12 protein-coding genes are annotated in these 16,586 nt (G+C 69.9%); 6 read left to right on the top strand and 6 right to left on the bottom strand.

Features of this window, described 5'->3' with window-relative positions; all coding sequences use genetic code 11:
• Positions 1-188 precede the first annotated feature (188 nt).
• From ppa to H570_RS15735, 3 genes are all read left to right on the top strand, one after another.
• A complete protein-coding gene (gene ppa / locus H570_RS0100645; RefSeq protein ID WP_027079070.1) occupies positions 189-737 on the top strand; it encodes an inorganic diphosphatase in 549 nt (182 codons plus the stop codon).
• A 218-nt stretch (positions 738-955) separates the two neighbouring features.
• Positions 956-1,708, top strand: a complete 753-nt coding sequence (locus H570_RS17950; RefSeq protein ID WP_051175939.1) for an RNase A-like domain-containing protein — start codon at positions 956-958, stop codon at positions 1,706-1,708.
• Positions 1,709-1,728: 20 nt separating this feature from the next.
• Positions 1,729-2,013, top strand: coding sequence for a contact-dependent growth inhibition system immunity protein (locus H570_RS15735; RefSeq protein ID WP_051175938.1), 285 nt, complete (start codon positions 1,729-1,731; stop codon positions 2,011-2,013).
• 105 nt (positions 2,014-2,118) lie between these two features.
• On the opposite strand, the gene H570_RS0100630 is transcribed toward H570_RS15735, so the two are convergent.
• The 3 genes from H570_RS0100630 to H570_RS15730 all read right to left on the bottom strand — a co-directional run bounded on the left by H570_RS0100630 (position 2,119) and on the right by H570_RS15730 (position 8,789).
• Positions 2,119-4,923 carry a TonB-dependent receptor gene (locus H570_RS0100630; protein WP_027079069.1) on the bottom strand — a complete coding sequence of 935 codons (2,805 nt, stop codon included), beginning with the start codon at positions 4,921-4,923 and terminating at the stop codon, positions 2,119-2,121.
• A gap of 46 nt (positions 4,924-4,969) precedes the next feature.
• On the bottom strand, positions 4,970-5,899 hold the full coding sequence (locus H570_RS0100625) for a helix-turn-helix transcriptional regulator (RefSeq protein WP_027079068.1): 930 nt from the start codon (positions 5,897-5,899) through the stop codon (positions 4,970-4,972).
• A gap of 355 nt (positions 5,900-6,254) precedes the next feature.
• Positions 6,255-8,789 (bottom strand): winged helix-turn-helix domain-containing protein, encoded by a 2,535-nt coding sequence (locus H570_RS15730; RefSeq protein WP_051175937.1) that lies wholly within the window; start codon positions 8,787-8,789, stop codon positions 6,255-6,257.
• Between the two features lie 199 nt (positions 8,790-8,988).
• Here H570_RS15730 and H570_RS0100610 point away from each other — a divergent pair, with 199 nt between their 5' ends.
• Positions 8,989-10,566: a tetratricopeptide repeat-containing sulfotransferase family protein gene (locus H570_RS0100610; RefSeq protein ID WP_027079067.1), complete on the top strand. Its 1,578-nt coding sequence runs from the start codon at positions 8,989-8,991 to the stop codon at positions 10,564-10,566.
• Positions 10,567-10,789: 223 nt separating this feature from the next.
• Here H570_RS0100610 and H570_RS0100605 read toward each other — a convergent pair whose 3' ends face one another.
• The gene (locus tag H570_RS0100605) at positions 10,790-13,636 is read right to left on the bottom strand and encodes a TonB-dependent receptor plug domain-containing protein (RefSeq protein WP_036134551.1); all 2,847 of its coding nucleotides are present in this window, start codon (positions 13,634-13,636) and stop codon (positions 10,790-10,792) included.
• A gap of 216 nt (positions 13,637-13,852) precedes the next feature.
• On the opposite strand from H570_RS0100605, the gene H570_RS17945 reads away from it, so the two are divergent.
• A complete protein-coding gene (locus H570_RS17945; RefSeq protein WP_051175936.1) occupies positions 13,853-14,704 on the top strand; it encodes a DNA/RNA non-specific endonuclease in 852 nt (283 codons plus the stop codon).
• A gap of 24 nt (positions 14,705-14,728) precedes the next feature.
• Positions 14,729-15,115: a hypothetical protein gene (locus H570_RS0100595; RefSeq protein WP_027079065.1), complete on the top strand. Its 387-nt coding sequence runs from the start codon at positions 14,729-14,731 to the stop codon at positions 15,113-15,115.
• 139 nt (positions 15,116-15,254) lie between these two features.
• On the opposite strand, the gene H570_RS0100590 is transcribed toward H570_RS0100595, so the two are convergent.
• Both H570_RS0100590 and H570_RS0100585 read right to left on the bottom strand, forming a co-directional pair.
• The gene (locus tag H570_RS0100590) at positions 15,255-15,944 is read right to left on the bottom strand and encodes an ion channel (protein WP_036134549.1); all 690 of its coding nucleotides are present in this window, start codon (positions 15,942-15,944) and stop codon (positions 15,255-15,257) included.
• A gap of 13 nt (positions 15,945-15,957) precedes the next feature.
• Positions 15,958-16,560: a DUF4136 domain-containing protein gene (locus tag H570_RS0100585; RefSeq protein WP_051175934.1), complete on the bottom strand. Its 603-nt coding sequence runs from the start codon at positions 16,558-16,560 to the stop codon at positions 15,958-15,960.
• Positions 16,561-16,586 lie beyond the last annotated feature (26 nt).

Below are 16,586 nucleotides of genomic sequence, written 5' to 3'. Positions count from 1 at the left end.
AGCCGTATATGTACGCCCGGGTATGGAACGGTCCAAGCTGGGGCAGACCCGAGGCCGCCGATGCTGCATCGCAGCACCGAGCGGCGTAAAATCCACGCCTTCGCGCGTTTCCACCCGCTTCCCCGCACGTTTCCCCACCCAGGCCGCCGGCCCGCGCCGCGCCGCCCCTTTCCCAGGAACCCCACCCCATGGGCCTCGACCACGTCCCCACCGGCAGCAACGTCCCCGAAGAAATCAACGTCGTCATCGAGATCCCGAAGGACGCCGAGCCGGTCAAGTACGAGGTCGACAAGGAAAGCGGGGCGATCTTCGTCGACCGCATCCTGTCCACGCCGATGCGCTACCCGTGCAACTACGGCTACATCCCGCGCACGATCTGCGGCGACGGCGACCCGGCCGACGTGCTGGTGATCCTGCCGCTGCCGCTGATCCCCGGCTCGGTGATCCGCTGCCGCCCGGTCGGCGTGCTGCGGATGAGCGACGAGGCCGGCGGCGACGAGAAGCTGCTGGCGGTGCCGGTCGACAAGGTCTTCGCCGGCTACACCCACATCGACGACATTTCCAAGGTCAGCCCGCACTGGCTCGAGCGCATCGGCCACTTTTTCGAGCACTACAAGGACCTGGAGAAGGGCAAGTGGGTCAAGCTCGACGGCTGGGGCGGTGCGGCCGAGGCCAAGCAGGTGCTGCTGGACGCGATCGAGCGCTACGCGGCGCTGCCGGACAAGCGGAACTTCTGAGTTCGCACGGCCGGCCGCTCCCCTCGCACCCTGCAGGAGCGGCTTCGGCCGCGAGCTTTTGGTTCCTTGCCGCGTAGCGAAAAGCTCGCGGCTGAAGCCGCTCCTGCAAGGGCGCGTCCGTGACGATTCCGGCATCGCCCTAGGGCCGACACCAGCTGTCCGCACCCGCTGCCAGCCCCTAGCCTCCTGCCATTCCCGGATGGCAGGAGGCAGGATCGATGGATGGCGTGTGCGCGGATTTCGGCTTCAACGCAAGCTCATGGCACGACGGCGGCATCGCGCCGGTGCGCGCGAACGCGATGGCCGCGGCGGCGTCCGATGGCGACCTGGGCGCACACCTGCAGGACCTGGCCGACAGCGGAAAGCTTCTGGATTTCCTCGACCAGACCGGCGACGCGATCGCGCTGGCGCAGGCCGACCCGACCTTCGCCGAACAGCTCGATCCGCTGCTCGGCCGCATCCGCGATGCGCTGGGCGAGTTTTCCACCGACCAGCTGTCGCGGGTCGAACGCGACGCGGTCGAATCCACTCAGCAGGCACTCGACGCGCATCTTGGCCCGATCGATCCGCCCGACGGCGCCACCGAGGTGCCCGGCGGCGGGCTGGAAGCACACGAAGACGCCGGCAGCCACCTGATCGAACGCCACGTCGGCAAGAGCGAGCAGGATCTGGTCGACCGCCTGCGGCGCGAGAACATCAGTGCATCGTCGAGCTTCCGCGACCTGCCGGCTGCCGAGCATTTCATCGCGCAAACCATCGTCGAGAACCAGGGCAGGATCGATGCCTGGGTCGACGGCAAGGGCGGCAACCGCCTGGTGCTCGACGCGCATTTCGATGCCAGCACCGGCATTTCGGTCAAGCGCGGCGAGAGCCGGGCCGAAGACGTGTTCTCGGTGAAGCTGGTGCTGGAGCGTTCGAACGCGCTGGGCATCGGCTATAGAATCGTGACCGGCTATCCGACCACGCCCTGAACCGAGCGAGCACGCACCGCATGAGCGATTTCCCGGCGCTGGAGAACTTTCTCTCCGCGTACTTCCACCAGGACTGGCGCGTCGAACACGATGCGCCTGACGCCGTGGTGTCGTACTTCCTCGACAGCGAGGCCGACGAAGAGATCGCCGCGGTGCGCGACGATCTCGCGCGGCTGTCTGCGCAGGAACTCGACGAAGGCGCGCTCGGCGAGCGGATGCGCTCGCTCGGCTGCGAATACGATCCGACGCGCGAAGGCAGCAGCTGGCGCGACTGGCTGGCGATGCTGCGCGAACGCTTCGCCTGAGCGCAACGCCGCGTCACCGCGGCATGGGAGTCGGGCACGCGCTGGAAACGCGAACGCCGGCCCATGACGGGCCGGCGCTGCGTGCATGCCGCGAACGGCGCGCGGTTACTGGAAGCTGTAGCGGATCCCGACCGTGTAGTAGCGACCGATCGCACCGGCCACGTCCAGCGGGTTGTAGTTCAACGCGCCGTAGGTGGTGGGGTCGAGCGGCGCGATCCGGTCGGTGAGGTTCTGCACCGAACCGAACACCTCGATCGCCTCGGTCGGTTTCCAGCTGCCCGACAGGTCGATGCTGTAGAACGACGGGATCTCGCAGCCGCCGGGTGCATCGTCGTCGTTCGCGAACGTGGCCGCGCAGCCGCTGCTGCCGCTCTCGGGCAGGACGTTGTCGAAGCTGCCGCGGTAGTTGGCCACCGCGCTCACGCTCCAGTTCGACATTTCCCAGGTCGCGCCGAGGTTGATCCGGTCCTTCGGCGTGCCGATGCAGTTGGAGACGTTGCAGTTGCCGTGGGTCCCGGCGAAATCGTATTCCGTGCCGCTGGTATCGATCAGCACGTACTTGCGGATATGGCTCCACTGCAGATCGAGGGTCAGCTGGCCGGCCCCCACCGCGAAGCGCTGCCGGGCGTCGAGGTCCACGCCTTCGACCGTGGTGGAGTTGGAGTTGACGTAGTCACCGGTGACCGCCAGCAGCGTTCCGGTGCCGGGGATGCCGTTCACCAGGTCGTCGCCGCGGACGAAATCTCCCTGCGCGATCGCCACGGCCGGGGCTTCCTGGGTGATCTCGTTGGTGCGCTTGATCCGCCAGGCGTCGAGGGTGAGCGAGGTGCTGTCGGTGGGCTGCAGCACGATGCCGACGCTGTAGCTCTTCGATTCCTCCGGCTTCAGGTCCGGGTTCGGCCGGCTGGCGAAGGCCACCGTGGACTGGCACGGGATGCCCGGCGCGATCGGTGTTTCGCCGTCGGGGCAGCGCACCAGGTCGGTCGCGGTCGCATAGCCGACCGAAGAGCCGGCGGTCTCGGCCGGGTTGGGCGCGCGGAAGCCTTCGGCATAGGTGCCGCGCACCGACAGCCACTGCGCAGGCGTCCACTTGATGCCCACCTTCGGCGTGGTCGCGGTGTCGCCGCCCTTGTAGCTGTCCATGCGCAGCGCGCCCGACAGCTCCAGGCTCTCCAGCACCGGCGCCGAGAGTTCGGCATAGGCGGCCGCGACGGTCTGGTCGCCGTCATAGGCCGAATAACCAAGCCCGATGATGTCGCCGACGTCGGTGTACGTGACCGGATCCAGCCGCGCCTCCTGTCGCCGGTACTCGCCGCCCAACGCCAGGCCCAGGTCGCCGCCGCGCAGTTCGGCCAGCGAGCGGCTGAAGTTGAAGTTGAGCGCATCGAGGCTGGTTTCCGCGTCCGCGCCGATGGTCGGCGAGAGCGCGGCCAGCACGGAGGCCGGGGTCTGGTCCGCATTCGCACCCAGTCGCAGCCAGCCGCCGTACGGATTGTCCGGATCGGTCAGCACCGCCTGCAACACGCTGTAACGCAGGTAACCGTTGCGGGTGCTGGACAGGTCGGTTTCCGAGTGCAGGTAACCGACGTCGTAGCTCCACTCGCCCATCGTGCCCTTGGCGCCGACCAGCGCGCGCATGAACTGGTTGTCCACGTGCGTGCGGCGGGTGCCGACGCTGGCGAACGGCGAATAGCGCAGGCGCCCGTCGATGCCGAAGGGATTGTCCGGGTGCAGCGCGCCAAGGATGGTCGCGTTGGCCCCGGAGCTGCTGTTGATCACGCCGCCCGGGTAACCCGACACGCCGGACACGCCGCTGGGCGTGGTGCTCCAGTCGCTGTTCTTGTCGGTGTAGCCCAGCTCGAAGTACAGCTCGCTGGCGTCGTTGATGGCGAACGTGCCGCGCGTGAACAGGTTGATGTAGCTCTGCGTCGGCGTCATCGCCGACAGCTGGCTGGGGTCCCACAGGCAGCCGCCGCCGGACGAGGCCTGGTCGGCGACGTTCGACAGCGCGGCGCAGCTGCCCGGATCAAGCGAGGCCCAGGTGCCGTCGGCGCGCTGGAAGTTGCCGACCGGCGAGTTGCCGGCCGAACGACCGCCGTTGGTGATGGCGCCGGCGAGGCCGCCATAGCTGATGATGTCGTATCCCCACGGCCGGATGTCGCCGGTGCCGATCCACTTCCGGTCGTGGCGGTCGCGCACCATGATGCCGTCGGTCTTGCCGCCTTCGACGTTGAGGAAGGCGTTGAAGCCGCCGTCGGCCAGGTCGCCGGTGCCGATGGTCAGCGAACCCTTGCGGTCGTTGCCGTCGCCCTCGGCGGAGGTGCCGTAGCTGCCCTTGACGATCGCGCCGGTGAAATCCTTGCGCAGGATGATGTTGACCACGCCGGCGATCGCGTCGGAGCCGTAGATCGACGACGCGCCGTCCTTGAGCACTTCGACCCGCTCCACCGCTTCCATCGGGATCACGCTCAGGTCGGTGAAGACCTTCTGGCCGTCGTCGGCCAGGCCGTACGGCGCCAGGCGGCGACCGTTGAGCAGGACCAGGGTCGCGCCGGCGCCCAGGCCGCGCAACGACACGCCCGCCGAACCGCTGGCGAAGCCGCTGCCGAAGCTCTTGGGGATCGAGCCGGCGCCGTCGACCGTGAGCGTCTGCAGGAAATCACCGATGGTGGTGCGCCCGGTGCGCTCGATTTCCTGCCGGCTGATCACCTGCACGGGCGACGCGGTTTCGGTGCTCGTGCGCGGGATGTTGGAACCGGTCACCACGATCCGGTCGAGCGTGGTGGCGTCTTCCTGCGCCGGCGCATCGGCGGGGGATTCCTGCGCGGCGGCGAACGTGGGCACGAGGGCAAGGGCGACGGCGACCGGCAGCAAACCGCGGCGCAGGCGCATGGAACGGGGGTAGTTCATGTGGTCTCCAGGGATTCGTTATCGTCGTGTTAACGCCAGTCACAAATTACGAGTAGGCACGCGCCGCCGCTTTGCCGCGCGCCGCCGGCGGATTTGCCGGGCTTGGCAGGCCGGCGCGGGCGCGGTACTCGGACGCGGTCATGCCGGTGTAGCCGCGGAAAGCACGGGAAAAACTGCAGGCGTTCTCGAAACCGCAGGCCACGCCGACCTCCCCGATCACCAGCGAGGTGGTGGCCAGCAGTTCGCAGGCGTGCTGCAGCCGCACGCGCTGCGAGGCCGCCTGCGGGCACTCGTCGTAGATGCTGTGGAAGGTCTTGGACAGGTACCAGTTCGAGAAGCTGGTCAGCTCGGCCAGCTCGGTGAGCGTGACCACGCGGTGGCGGTGTCCTTCCAGGAACAGCCGCGCACGCTGCAGGCGGCCGAATATCTGGCGCTTGCGCGTGTGCGAGCGCCCCGGGCAGCGACCCAGGCGTGCGGCCAGCTCGCCCTGCAGCACGCTCAGCTGCATCAGCAACGGCTGCATGCGGCGGATGTGGTCGCCGATGCCCGGCGTTGCGGCGCCCGGGCCGTCGTTGCCGCGCATCGCCTGCCGCCACAGCCGCAGGGTCAGCGCGCGTTCGCCGCGCGGGATGCTGCCGCGCCCGGCGAACAGGCCGCAGCCGCGCGACTGGACGAGGATGCGCAGCACGTCCTGCGACAGCAGCAGGCCAAGGGTGAGGCCGGTGCGACCGGCCTGCAGTTCCGGCAGCGAATCGCGTTCGAACGCGATCCAGTCGCCGGCGTCGAGCCGGAAGCTGCCTTCGCGCGCCTCGAAACTGGCGCTGCCACGCACCTGCAGCCACACCGAGAACAGCGGGGCGCGCAGCCTGAAGTTGGCCAGCCGCGACACGCCGAGCCAGTGGGTGCCATGGACGCCCGCCTCGCAGTCGAACGCGAGCGATTGCCCGCGATCTGCCCAGAGCAGTGGTGCTTGCATGATCGAACTCCGTCTTTTGCCAGGGAATGGCAAAGGTTTGACGCAGTTGGTCGATGCGGTCAGGAAATAAAGCCGATTTCTTGCCGAAATCGCTCCGTTGCAGGCGAGGTTCTTCCGAAAGTCACGGTGTCCGGTGGCAGGCCACGAAGCGCTGGCGCGCGGCAGCGCGGGCAGCGGACGCGGTCACGGGCGCCGAGCGGACCACCACGGCGCAGCCGTGCATGGAACGATCACGCACGAGCCGGGGGCACGACGCGTGCGCGCCTGCCGTTTGAGCGCCGGCGTCCGGCCTGAAGCGCCCGGGTTCAGGATCCCGCCCCCCGCCTTGCTGCTGCAGGGCCCGAGCGCGCCTCGCTCAGCGGCGCGCCAGCTGCATCCAGCCGATGTCCGACTTCTCGGCTTCCTGGGTCGAGAAGTACAGCCGCCGGTGCACCGCGTTGTAGCTGACGCTGTCGGCGGCCAGCGCGCCGGGGTGCAGGCACGGGCCGGGCTTGACGCTGGGCTCCAGGTCGACGCGGCGCAGGCCGCAGTCGGCATCGGAGTCGGCGAGCCAGGGCCCGCCGGCTTCCAGCACGAGACGCCGGCTGCTGGGCGCACCGCCGCCCGGCCGCGACGCGACCTGCCGCGGCCCGGCAAGGTCCAGCCCCGCCTGCCACAGGCCATCGCTCGCCGGCCGGGTGAACAGCACCCGCCCGCGTACCGGATCGGCCTTGGCGAAGACCACGTCGTCGAGCGTCGCCAGCGCGCGCCACGGACGCGCGCCGCGGTCGTACAGGATGAGCGCCAGCCGCCCGCCGCCGGCGTCGGCCACCACCAGCAGGCGGTTGGGATCGGGCAGGTACTCGGCGCGGATCGGGTTGTCGGCCGGCACCGGCAGGCGGTCCACCCGGGCCGAGGCCGGATCGATCTCGAAGATTGCCTGCCGCTCGTCGCCCGGCGCGCGCCCGGCCACCAGCAGGCGTCGGCTGTCGGCGGACCAGACCGGCGCGTAGCGTGCCATCGGCACCAGTCCTTCGAGCAGGCGCAGCGACTCGGGCCGGCCAAGCTCGGCCCACCACAGCGCGTCACGCTGCGAGCGGTCGGACAGGAAAGCGATCTGGCGCCCATCGGGCGACACCGCGGGCAGCAGGTCCTGGCCGCTGGAGGGGAACAGCGGCTCCGGCTTCGCCGCCGCGCTTCCGGTCGACCCGACCTGCAGCGAATACATGCGCGACTGCGGATCGCTGAGCACGAAGGCCAGCGACTGCGCCGCGGTGGAGGTGCTCGGCGAGCTGGCATGCCCTTCGAGGCTTCCCAGCTCCTCGATCCGGCGGCTGTCCAGGTCGAGGCGCATCAGCTTGACCAGGTGGTCGCGGTAGCCGCCGAACACGATGGCCTTCGCATCGTGGGTCCACGCCAGGCCATGGATGTTGACCCGCAGCCGCGTGAGCCGCTCCGGCGTGCCGCCCGCGGCCGGCATGCGCCACAGGTCCGACAGCGAGATGTTGCGCTGGAAGGCGATCCAGCGACCGTCGGGCGAATAGACCGGCGACATGTCGACGTCGGTATCGGCCTTGTCGTAGGGCAGCGGCGTCCACTGGCCGGTCGCCAGGTCGAGCACCTGGAAACCGGTGGCTGCAGCCCGGGTGGCGCCCACTCCCGCGGCAATGATGTGGGCACTGTCGGGATGCCAGCCCAGCGCCGGCATCAGGTCGACATGGCACTTGCCGACGGTGCGCGGCGCTCCTCCGGTCGAAGGAATCAGCAATACCGCGCAGCCGGCCTTGCCCTCGTCGCGGACGAAGGCGATCTGGCGGCCGTCGGGCGACCACACCGCCATCATGTCGACGCGGCCATCGACCGCCGGGGTGAGTTCGCGCGGCGGCACCGGCGCGGTCGCCTGCACCATCAGGCGCGCCGATCCGGCCTGGGCGCCCGCGCTGTAGACCACCTGGCCACCATCGGGCGACAGGCTGGGCCAGCCTTCGCCCCCGGGCGAGGAGGTGATGCGCTGGAAGTCGAGCGGAGCAGTTGCGTCTTCGACCCGCTCCGCCGGCACCCCCGGACGCGCCTGGCGAGCCGCCGGCGACGACGCGGCAGGATCGGGCGTCGGCCGCTGGCCGCGCCAGCCGAAGACGCCGACGAGAATCAGCGCGACCGCAGCGACGCCGATCGCAAGCGGGGCGGGGCGGCGCGCGCGTCCGCTCAGAAGTGGCGCAGCAAGGGGGACGGTCGCGGCCGCGGAAGCCTCCGCCCCGGACGCCGGCAACACCGCTGCCGAAGTCGTGGCCGGGGCCGGCGTGTCGCCGGGTAACGCGACGGCCTGCGGCGCCACGACCTGCGCGGCGCTGCCCGAGGTTGCCTGGCCCGCGCCGAACGCGCGCGCCGGTGCCTCCGGAAGCCATTCGATGTCGGCCTGCAGCCGGTAGCCGCCCTTGGCGATGGTCTCCACGTAGCGCGGCGCTTCCCGGTCGTCGCAGAAAGCCTTGCGCAGCTGCGCGATGGCCTGCGTCAGCACGTCATCGGTGGGCAGCGTGTCGGGCCAGACCCATTCGATCAGCGCCTCGCGGCTGAGCACGCGCCCGCGGTGCGCCACCAGCACCATCAGCACCTGCTGCGCCTTGGGCGTGATCCGCATCGGCTGCGCCCGGCACGGGGCATCCACCTCGCGCCGCGGCAGGTCGAGCACGCACTCCCCGACCCGAAGGAAGTCGGACTGGGGCACGCTCAGGTTGCGGTGCTGGTCGAGCATTTCGGGATACGTCGTCCGTGGTTCGAGGAAGGACACGCTCGCAACTGCCTGTGCATCGCCGCGACCCGCGACCTGCGCGACGGCCTCGCCGCGGGTCGCGGCGACCGCCCCCGATGGCGACACCACCGCCGGGCCGGGCCCGACGCTTGCGCCAAGCATCCCCTGAATCACCGGGCCGCGCATATGACATTCGTCTTGGTCCGCGCTTGTGTACAGCTTGGCGACAGGGCCTGCCATTGGCCACGCCGCTGTGCCGCGCTTGGCGGCTGTGGCCGGGCGCGCCCACGCCCGGCGCCGCCTGGGCGACCATGCGCCAGGCGGCGGCACGAGCCGCGGTGCCGGCCCACGAGGTGACCGGATGGCGTCATCCCCGCAGGCAATCGCAGACCGCGCGCTCTGGCAGCAGGCCCGACTGCACCTGCACGACGGCCGCTACGCCGAAGCGCAGCGCGCGTTCGTGCGGCTGCTCGAGCGCCATCCCGCGCTGGTGCCAGCGCGGCTGATGTGCGCCGCTACCCTGCTCGCGCAGGGCCGGCTGCGCGAGGCCTGCGAGCAGACCCGGCGCGCGGCTGGCACGATCGGCGACGACGCCGCCCTGGCCTGCCGGGTCGCGCAGGCGCTGTCGGCGCTCGGCGAAACCAATGCCGCGCGCGCCTGCCTGGCGCATCCGGCGGTCGCCTCGACCCGCTCCGGCGCCGTGCTGGTTGCGCTCGCGCACGTCCACCAGGGACTGGGCGAGCACCCCAGGGCGCTGGCGCTGATGGAGCGGGCGCGCGCGCTCGGCCACGCCGATCCGGACTTCCGCTACTACCGCGCCCTGCAGCTGCAGTTCAACGGCCGCCTCGACGAAGCGGAGGCGGAGATGGAAGCCTGCCTGCGCCAGGGCGCGACCCTCGGCCGCGCCTCGCTGAGTCTGGCGCGGATCCGCCGCCAGCGCCCCGGCGCGAACCACGTCGACGCCCTGCGCGCACGCCTGCGGCAGGCGCCGGCCGGCTCGGAGGACCACGCCGCGATCGCCTTCGCGCTGCACAAGGAACTCGACGACCTCGACGATCGCGCGCCGGCCTGGGAGGCACTGCAGCTTGCCAACGCGACCATGGCCGCGCGCCTGCCGCCCTGTGACAGTGGCGCCGAGGCGGCGCTGTTCGACGCGCTCGTCGCTCGCAGCGGTGCCGCCGAGCTGGCGAACGTGGCCGCGCCCGCGCCCGGGCCTGCGCCGGTCTTCGTCGTCGGCCTGCCGCGCTCGGGCACCACGCTGCTCGAGCGCGTGCTCGGCAACCACTCGCGGATGGCCGCCGCGGGCGAGCTCGACGACTTCCCGCGGCAGTTGCGCTGGTGCGCCGACCGCCACGGCCACGGCCTGCTCGACCACGCCCTGCTGCAGGCCAGCGACGGCATCGACCACGCCCTGCTGGGCCAGCGCTATCTCGCGCAGACCCGCTGGCGGGCCCAGGGCCGCGACTTCTTCATCGACAAGCTGCCGCCCAACTTCATGCTGCTGGGCTTCATCCACCGCGCCCTGCCGCAGGCGCGGATCGTGCACGTTTCGCGCGCGCCGATGGATGTGTGTTTCTCCAACTATCGCGCCATGTTCGGCAGTGCCTACCACTACAGCTACGGGTTCGACTCGCTGGCCCGCCACCACCGCCAGTACCGGCGGCTGATGGCGCACTGGCACGCAGCCATGCCCGGCGCCGTGCTCGACCTGCCGTACGAGCTGCTGGTGCGCGACAGCGAGGCCGCGGCGCGGCGCGTGTTCGACTTCTGCGGGCTGCCTTTCGAGCCCGGCTGCGGTGACACCCGCCGCAACACCAGCGCGGTGGCGACGCTCAGTGCCGCGCAGGTGCGCCAGCCGATCCATGCCCGCGGGATCGGCGAATGGCGGCGCTACGAACGCCAGCTCGCGCCGCTGCGCGCGCTCGTCGAACCGGGCTGAGCGCTGCCCGTCTGCGCGACCTGTCGCCGTCCCGCCGGCGCCACGCGAACGGCGCCACGGCCACAAGGGCGGCAGGATGCAGCCACGGCATCCACCGCGGCGCATCCGTAAGCACGGGCAACCGCAGTTCCAATGCACCGCCGGCGATCGACGGCACCGACGCCAGCAGGGCGCCGCTTGCCGGTGGGTCGTGGTGGACCGCTCCCTAGGCCCGCCAGGCGCCTCAATCATCCGCGCCGAAGTCGATCCGGTACTCCAGCCACAGCGATCGCCCGTAACCGTTGTAGGCGAAGATGTTGTAGTACGGCGGCGCGAAACCCTGCGAGCCGTCGTAGCTCGGGTCCCTGGGCGGCCGCGAGTTGCGCACGTTGTTGACGATCAGGCTCAGCGTGCTGCTGTCGGTGATGGCGTAGTCCACGCTCAGGTTGTAGAGCATCCAGGGCCGGATCGTGCCCGGACCGACGCCATTGGAGGTGACGTACGGATTTTCCGGATCGCTGGTGAACTGCCTGGCGTAGTTGGGCAGCGAACCGTAGCGCACGCCATGCAGGTTGGCCGACCAGCGGCCGAGTTCCCAGCCGATGTCGCCGGTGACGATGCTCTTGAACTCGGCCGACAGCAGCTGCCCGCTGCTGAACAGGTCGAGCGCGGGGCTGTCGGGCGAGCTGCGGGTTTCATGCTCCAGGGTCAGGTTGTACTCGAGCCCGAGATTGAAGCGCCCGGCGCGGTCGGCGTCGAAGCGCCAGTTGCCGCCGGCGGTGATGCCCGACACGTTTTCCTCGGCGATGTTGATGCCCTTGACGATCAGCAGGTCGACGTTCTCGCTCAGCTGCGGGTTGCCGGGATTGACCGCGGTGCGGATCACGCGCGCCAGCGCGTCCTGGCAGCGCGTGGAGTTGATGTCCAGCCGCCCCTGCCGGCATTCGTTCTCGTCGAACAGGGTCTGGGTGGTCGACTGCGGCACCACCTCGTCGTCGATGCCGACGTTGTAGTAGTCGACGTGCAGGTCGAAGTCGCTGCCCGGTGCCCAGACGATGCCGAAGCCGTAGGAATCGGCCGTGATCGACTTGAGGTCCGGGTTGCCGACCTGGTTGGCCTCCACCGACAGCCCGGTGTAGAGATTGCAGTTGTCCGGATCGATCTCGCACTTGTAGAAGTCGGTCTCGCTCGAGAAGAAGCCGTTGCCACCGGTGAAGATGTAACCCATGTCCGGCGCGCGGAATGCCGTGGCGACGTTGCCGCGCAGCAGCAGGGTATCGGTGGGCCGGAACTCCAGCCCGACCTTGTAGGTCGGCGCCGAGTCGGAGCCGGCATCGACGTTGCGGTAACGGTCGTAGCGCAGCGCCACGTCCGCGGTCAGCATCTGGAACAGCGGCACGGTGAACTCCAGCCCCAATGCCTGGCTTTCGCGCTTGCCGCGTCCGCTGGTGCCGTTGATGCCGAAGAAGTCGCCACCCTGCACGCGCGCGTCGATCGGGTTGTCCCAGAACTGGTTGCCGGCCTGGAGCACCGCCGCGACGCCCACGTCGCCGGCCGGCAGCCCAAACAGGCTGGCGTTGACCACCTGCACGTTGAGGTTCTGGGTCCAGGTGCGCGAGACGTTGTGGATGTTGCCGGAGAAGGCGCGGAACTGTTCGGGCGTCACCGCCTGGTACATCGCGTCCTTGTCGGGCGCATACACCGGGTAACCGTAGTAGGTGCCCAGCTGCGGACCCATGAACTGGCTGCGGAAGAATTCCTCCATCGGCTCCACCAGCGGCCACAGCTGGTCGGACGTGACCTCGTAGCCCGAGCGGCTGTAGTAGGCGTCGTAGTCCCAGTCGGACTCGCCCAGCGCGCCCTTGATGCCGAACGCGGCGCTGTACGAATCCGAATCCGCCTCGTAGAAGCGCGCCTCCTCGGGCATTTCCTCGGGTGCGAAGATGCGCTGGTAGGTTTCCAGCGTCTGCTCGGTGTCGTTCCAGACGTAGTTCTGGTGGCTGCCGTTGTAGTCGGGCACCCAGAAGCGCGAACCGCTGTCGTTCTTCGCCTTGTTCCGGCCGACCAGCACGGTGGCATAGAGGTCCGTGGTCGCGTTGAGCGCGAAGCTGCCGTTGAAGTAGCCCGAGAGCCCCTTCTCCTCGTTGAGCAACGTCGCGTAGCCGGGCTGGGCGCGGCTGCCGCAGAAGTCGCCGCGCCCGGGGCGGAAGTCCTTGAACGTGGTGCCGCCGAACAGGTGCGCCACGTCATCGCATCGGTCGCCCGGATCGTCGTAGAGGCCGGTGATCCCGTTGAGGATGATGAAGGTGCGGCTGCCGTAGCGCAGGTTCGGGTTGGGGTTGTCGTCGGTGGTGTCGGTGTAGTCGCGCTCGTGCATGTAGATCGGGTCCTGGTGGCTGTATTGCAGCCCCCAGGTGATGCCCAGCTGGTCCCACTGCTTGCCGCCGGTGAGCTGCAGGCGCTCGTTGTCGCCGCCGCCGTCGCTGTAGCCGCCGACGCGGGCGTTGAGCTGGATGCCGTCGATGCGCTTCTTGAGAATGATGTTGACCACACCGGCGATCGCCGCGGAGCCGTAGATCGACGACTGGTTGCCGGGCAGGATGTCGATCCGGTCCACCATCGCGGTCGGGATGCTGGTCAGGTCGGTGAAGTTGCTCTGGCCGTTGTAGAGCAGCGGGTAGTCGGCCAGCGGCCGGCCGTCGAGCAGGATCAGGGTGAAGCTCGGCGACAGCCCGAGCAGGCTGATGGTGGTCGCGGTCGCGGTGAACCCGGCGAACTGGTTGTCCTGCACCGCGCCGGTCGACAGCGGCTGCGCGCGCAGCACGTCGGACACGTTGCGGAAGCCCTGGCGCTGGATGTCCTCGGAGGTGATGGTCACCACCGGCGAGGCGGTTTCGATCTGCGCGCGCGGGATGCGCGAGCCGGTGACCACGATGGCGTCCAGGTCGGTGGCCGCGTCCGCCGCATCGGCTGGCGACGCGTCCTGTTGCGCGGGGGCGGCCTGCACGGGAGCCTCCTGCGCGTGGGCACCGTCACTGGCCGCGAAGGCGAGCGCGGCGCAGATGGCGGTGGCCAGCAGCTTGCGTTCCATGATGTGTTCCCCGTCGATCGCGCGATACGGCGCCCTGCCACGATGGCACCGGAGGCCTGCTTGCCGGATGGCGCGGCTTGCCGCCGATGTGTGCCGCGTCTGGCGGCAGCCGCCGCGGCCTGCGGCGGCGGCGATCCTGCATCTAGGGTCAGCCCCGGATATCGCGCGCGCGCAGCGGCATCCACACTTGCCGCATCGTTCGCACGAGGCTTGGGCATGTTCGATCCGGTTCGCGACTGCACGCCGCATGTGGCGACCCGCGCCGACGCGCCGGATGCCATGCAGGCGGCCCCCGCCGTCACGGATGGCCCGGGCATCTCGCGCCTGCTGCGTGAATCGCCCTGCGTCGAGCGGCCGGCGCTCGCGCGTGGCCTGGTCGACGCGCTGGACGACCGCGCGTTGGCGGCACTCGCCGTGCCTGCGCAGCGAGACTCCCTGCACGCCCTGGACGACGCGCTGGCGGAGGCACCGGCGATACTGGACGTCGCGCCGCAGCGCGGGCGCCTGGCCGGCGCGCTGCGCGCGGCCGACGACGATCCCGTGCCGCAGGGCCATGCCGGCGCGCCCGGCATTTCCACCACGACCACCGCGCACATCGGCGACAACACCGTCACCTGGACCAACGACAGCGAAGGCCGCCCGATCCGCGCCGAAGCCGACCTGAGCGAGGTCTTCAGCGGCATCGATCGCAGTTCCGCCGAAACCCGCGCGCAGCGCGAATCCGCTGACCGCGGCATCGACGGCGACCAGGGCGGCCACGTCATCGGCCATCGCTTCGTCAAGGACCAGGGGCTGAAGAACCTGTTCCCGCAGAACGGCAACTTCAACGTCAGCGCCTACAAGAAGCTCGAGAACGAGTGGGCCGACTGGGTCGACAGCGGCAAGGACGTGCACATCACCGTCGAGCTGACGCCGGCCAACCAGGATCGCCCGGACAAGGTGCGAGTGTCGTACGAAGTGACCGATCCGGCCGACGGGCGCGTCGTGTACGATCAGCGCGTCACGTTCCGCAACGAAGCCGGCCAGCAGTTCGACCGGGTGCCGCGCGCGGACATGGCCAACGCCTGACGCAGCACGAGGTTGTTCAACCCGATGGACAAGGATGCACCGATCCTCAATGCACTGGTCGTCGAGATCGGCCGCATGATCGCCGGCGACCGCAAGGTCGCCGCACAGCCGTGGGACAAGTACGCGCTGGTGGCCTGGTACGGCGAAGGCATCTCGACGCTCAACGGATTTCGCTACGTCGGCGAGGAGCCGGGGCAACCGGCGACGCCCGCAGCGCCCGAGCTCGAGGACCGCATCGACGCCCTGCGCGCGGCGACCCGCGTCGAGGGGCGGGACGCGTGGCGCGCCTGCGTGGTGAGGCTCGACAAGGCCACCGGCAAGGCTTCGGTGGTCTTCGCCTACGAGGACCCGGACCAGTGGCGGGTCACCCCGCAAACGGTTGCCGAAGTCGCACGGCGCGCGCGTCCCTGAATCGTCCGCTCCGACGGGCGCGACTCCGGCTTCAGCCTCGCGCGCCTGCTCTTTCCCGGGGCAGGCCAGGCGTACGCGGAACGGTGCGCGCCCCTGGCCGTTGCAGCGGAAGCCGGCCAGGGCCGGCACCGACCCGGGTTCAGCGCTGCTGCTGCCGGATCACCGTCAGCGCAATCAGCCGCGAGACGGCGATGGCGATGTACATCACGCCGGAAAACATCGCCAGCATCGTCAACGCGCGCGCCAGCGGCGAGAGCGGCACGATGTCGCTCAGGCCCACGCCCGACAGCGTGCTGAAGCTCAGGAACAGCAGCTCCATCCACGTCCGCGGCTGCGGCGGGACGGCGACATCGCTGAAACTGCCCGGCACCCACGCCTGGCATGCCGAGAACGCATAGGCGAACGCCCACGCCATCAGGGTGAAGGTGGTGGCCGCCGCGACCAGTTCGTCGGTGGTCACGCGCATGTCGCCGAGCATGTAGCGGATCAGCCCCGCGACGGCGTAGAAGTAGAGGACCGACTCGAAGGCATGCGCCCAGGGCAGCAGCATCGGCATGCCGACGAAGTTCGCCAGCAGCGACATCGCCACCGCCGGCACCGCGAGCAGCCACGCCACCCAGTGCGCGGACGCCCGGTTGATCACCCACAAAACCAGCGACAGCACCGCGATGCTCATCGCGCCGAACAGCGCGCGACCGACGCCGGTGTCCTCCATCAGCGGGTAAGACAGGATGCCCAGCATCTGCACGGCCAGCAGGATGGCCGACGGGTGCTTGCGCAGGCCGCGGGCCAGGCGCCACGGCGCCAGGAGCGGTGGCGCCCAGTTCATCGCGGCACTTGCCTCATTGTGCGGGGAGGCTGCCTGCGCGACTTCCGGCGCGGAACGGATAGCGCATGAAGATTTCCGCGATGGCGCGATCGACATCCGCCGCCCGTTCCTCCGGCGCCTTGCGCGTCACCCGCCCGATCGCCGCTCCGGTCCAGACCAGGTGGTTGCGCGCCGCGTCGACCAGGTCGACCGTCAGCGTGCCCTCGGTGTACCGGCTCACCTGCGCTTCGTCGTACCAGTACGGCACTGCGTAGTAGGCGCGATGGCGATAGCTGTAGAAGTACTGGAAGTCGGTCCTTGGCACGCTGTAGACGTTGGTCTTTTCCTGCACGATGCCCTGGAAGTTCACCCGCAGGTCGGGCGACGCCTCGTCGTAGGCGTAACCGCGCGCTTCCATCTCGCGGCGCACGTCGTCGCGGATGCGCTCGGTGAGGAAGGTCGAGTAACCCGACTGCTCCATCGCGATCGGCTGGTAGAAAGCCCAGGTGCGATAGCGCGAGAAGTCGGCCCGGGGATCCGCGTCGGTACTGACCCGCGGGCCGGTCGCGCAGCCGGCGAGCAGCGCGAGCGCGCAGGCTGCCAGCAGCCAGGCGCCGAATCGATGCGAAGCTTTCATGACGACACCTCCGTTCGGTGATGGGC

Origin of the sequence: Luteimonas mephitis DSM 12574 (genome assembly GCF_000422305.1) — a bacterium.
Lineage (GTDB): Bacteria > Pseudomonadota > Gammaproteobacteria > Xanthomonadales > Xanthomonadaceae > Luteimonas > Luteimonas mephitis.
This window is presented reverse-complemented; position numbering and strand designations above follow the sequence as displayed.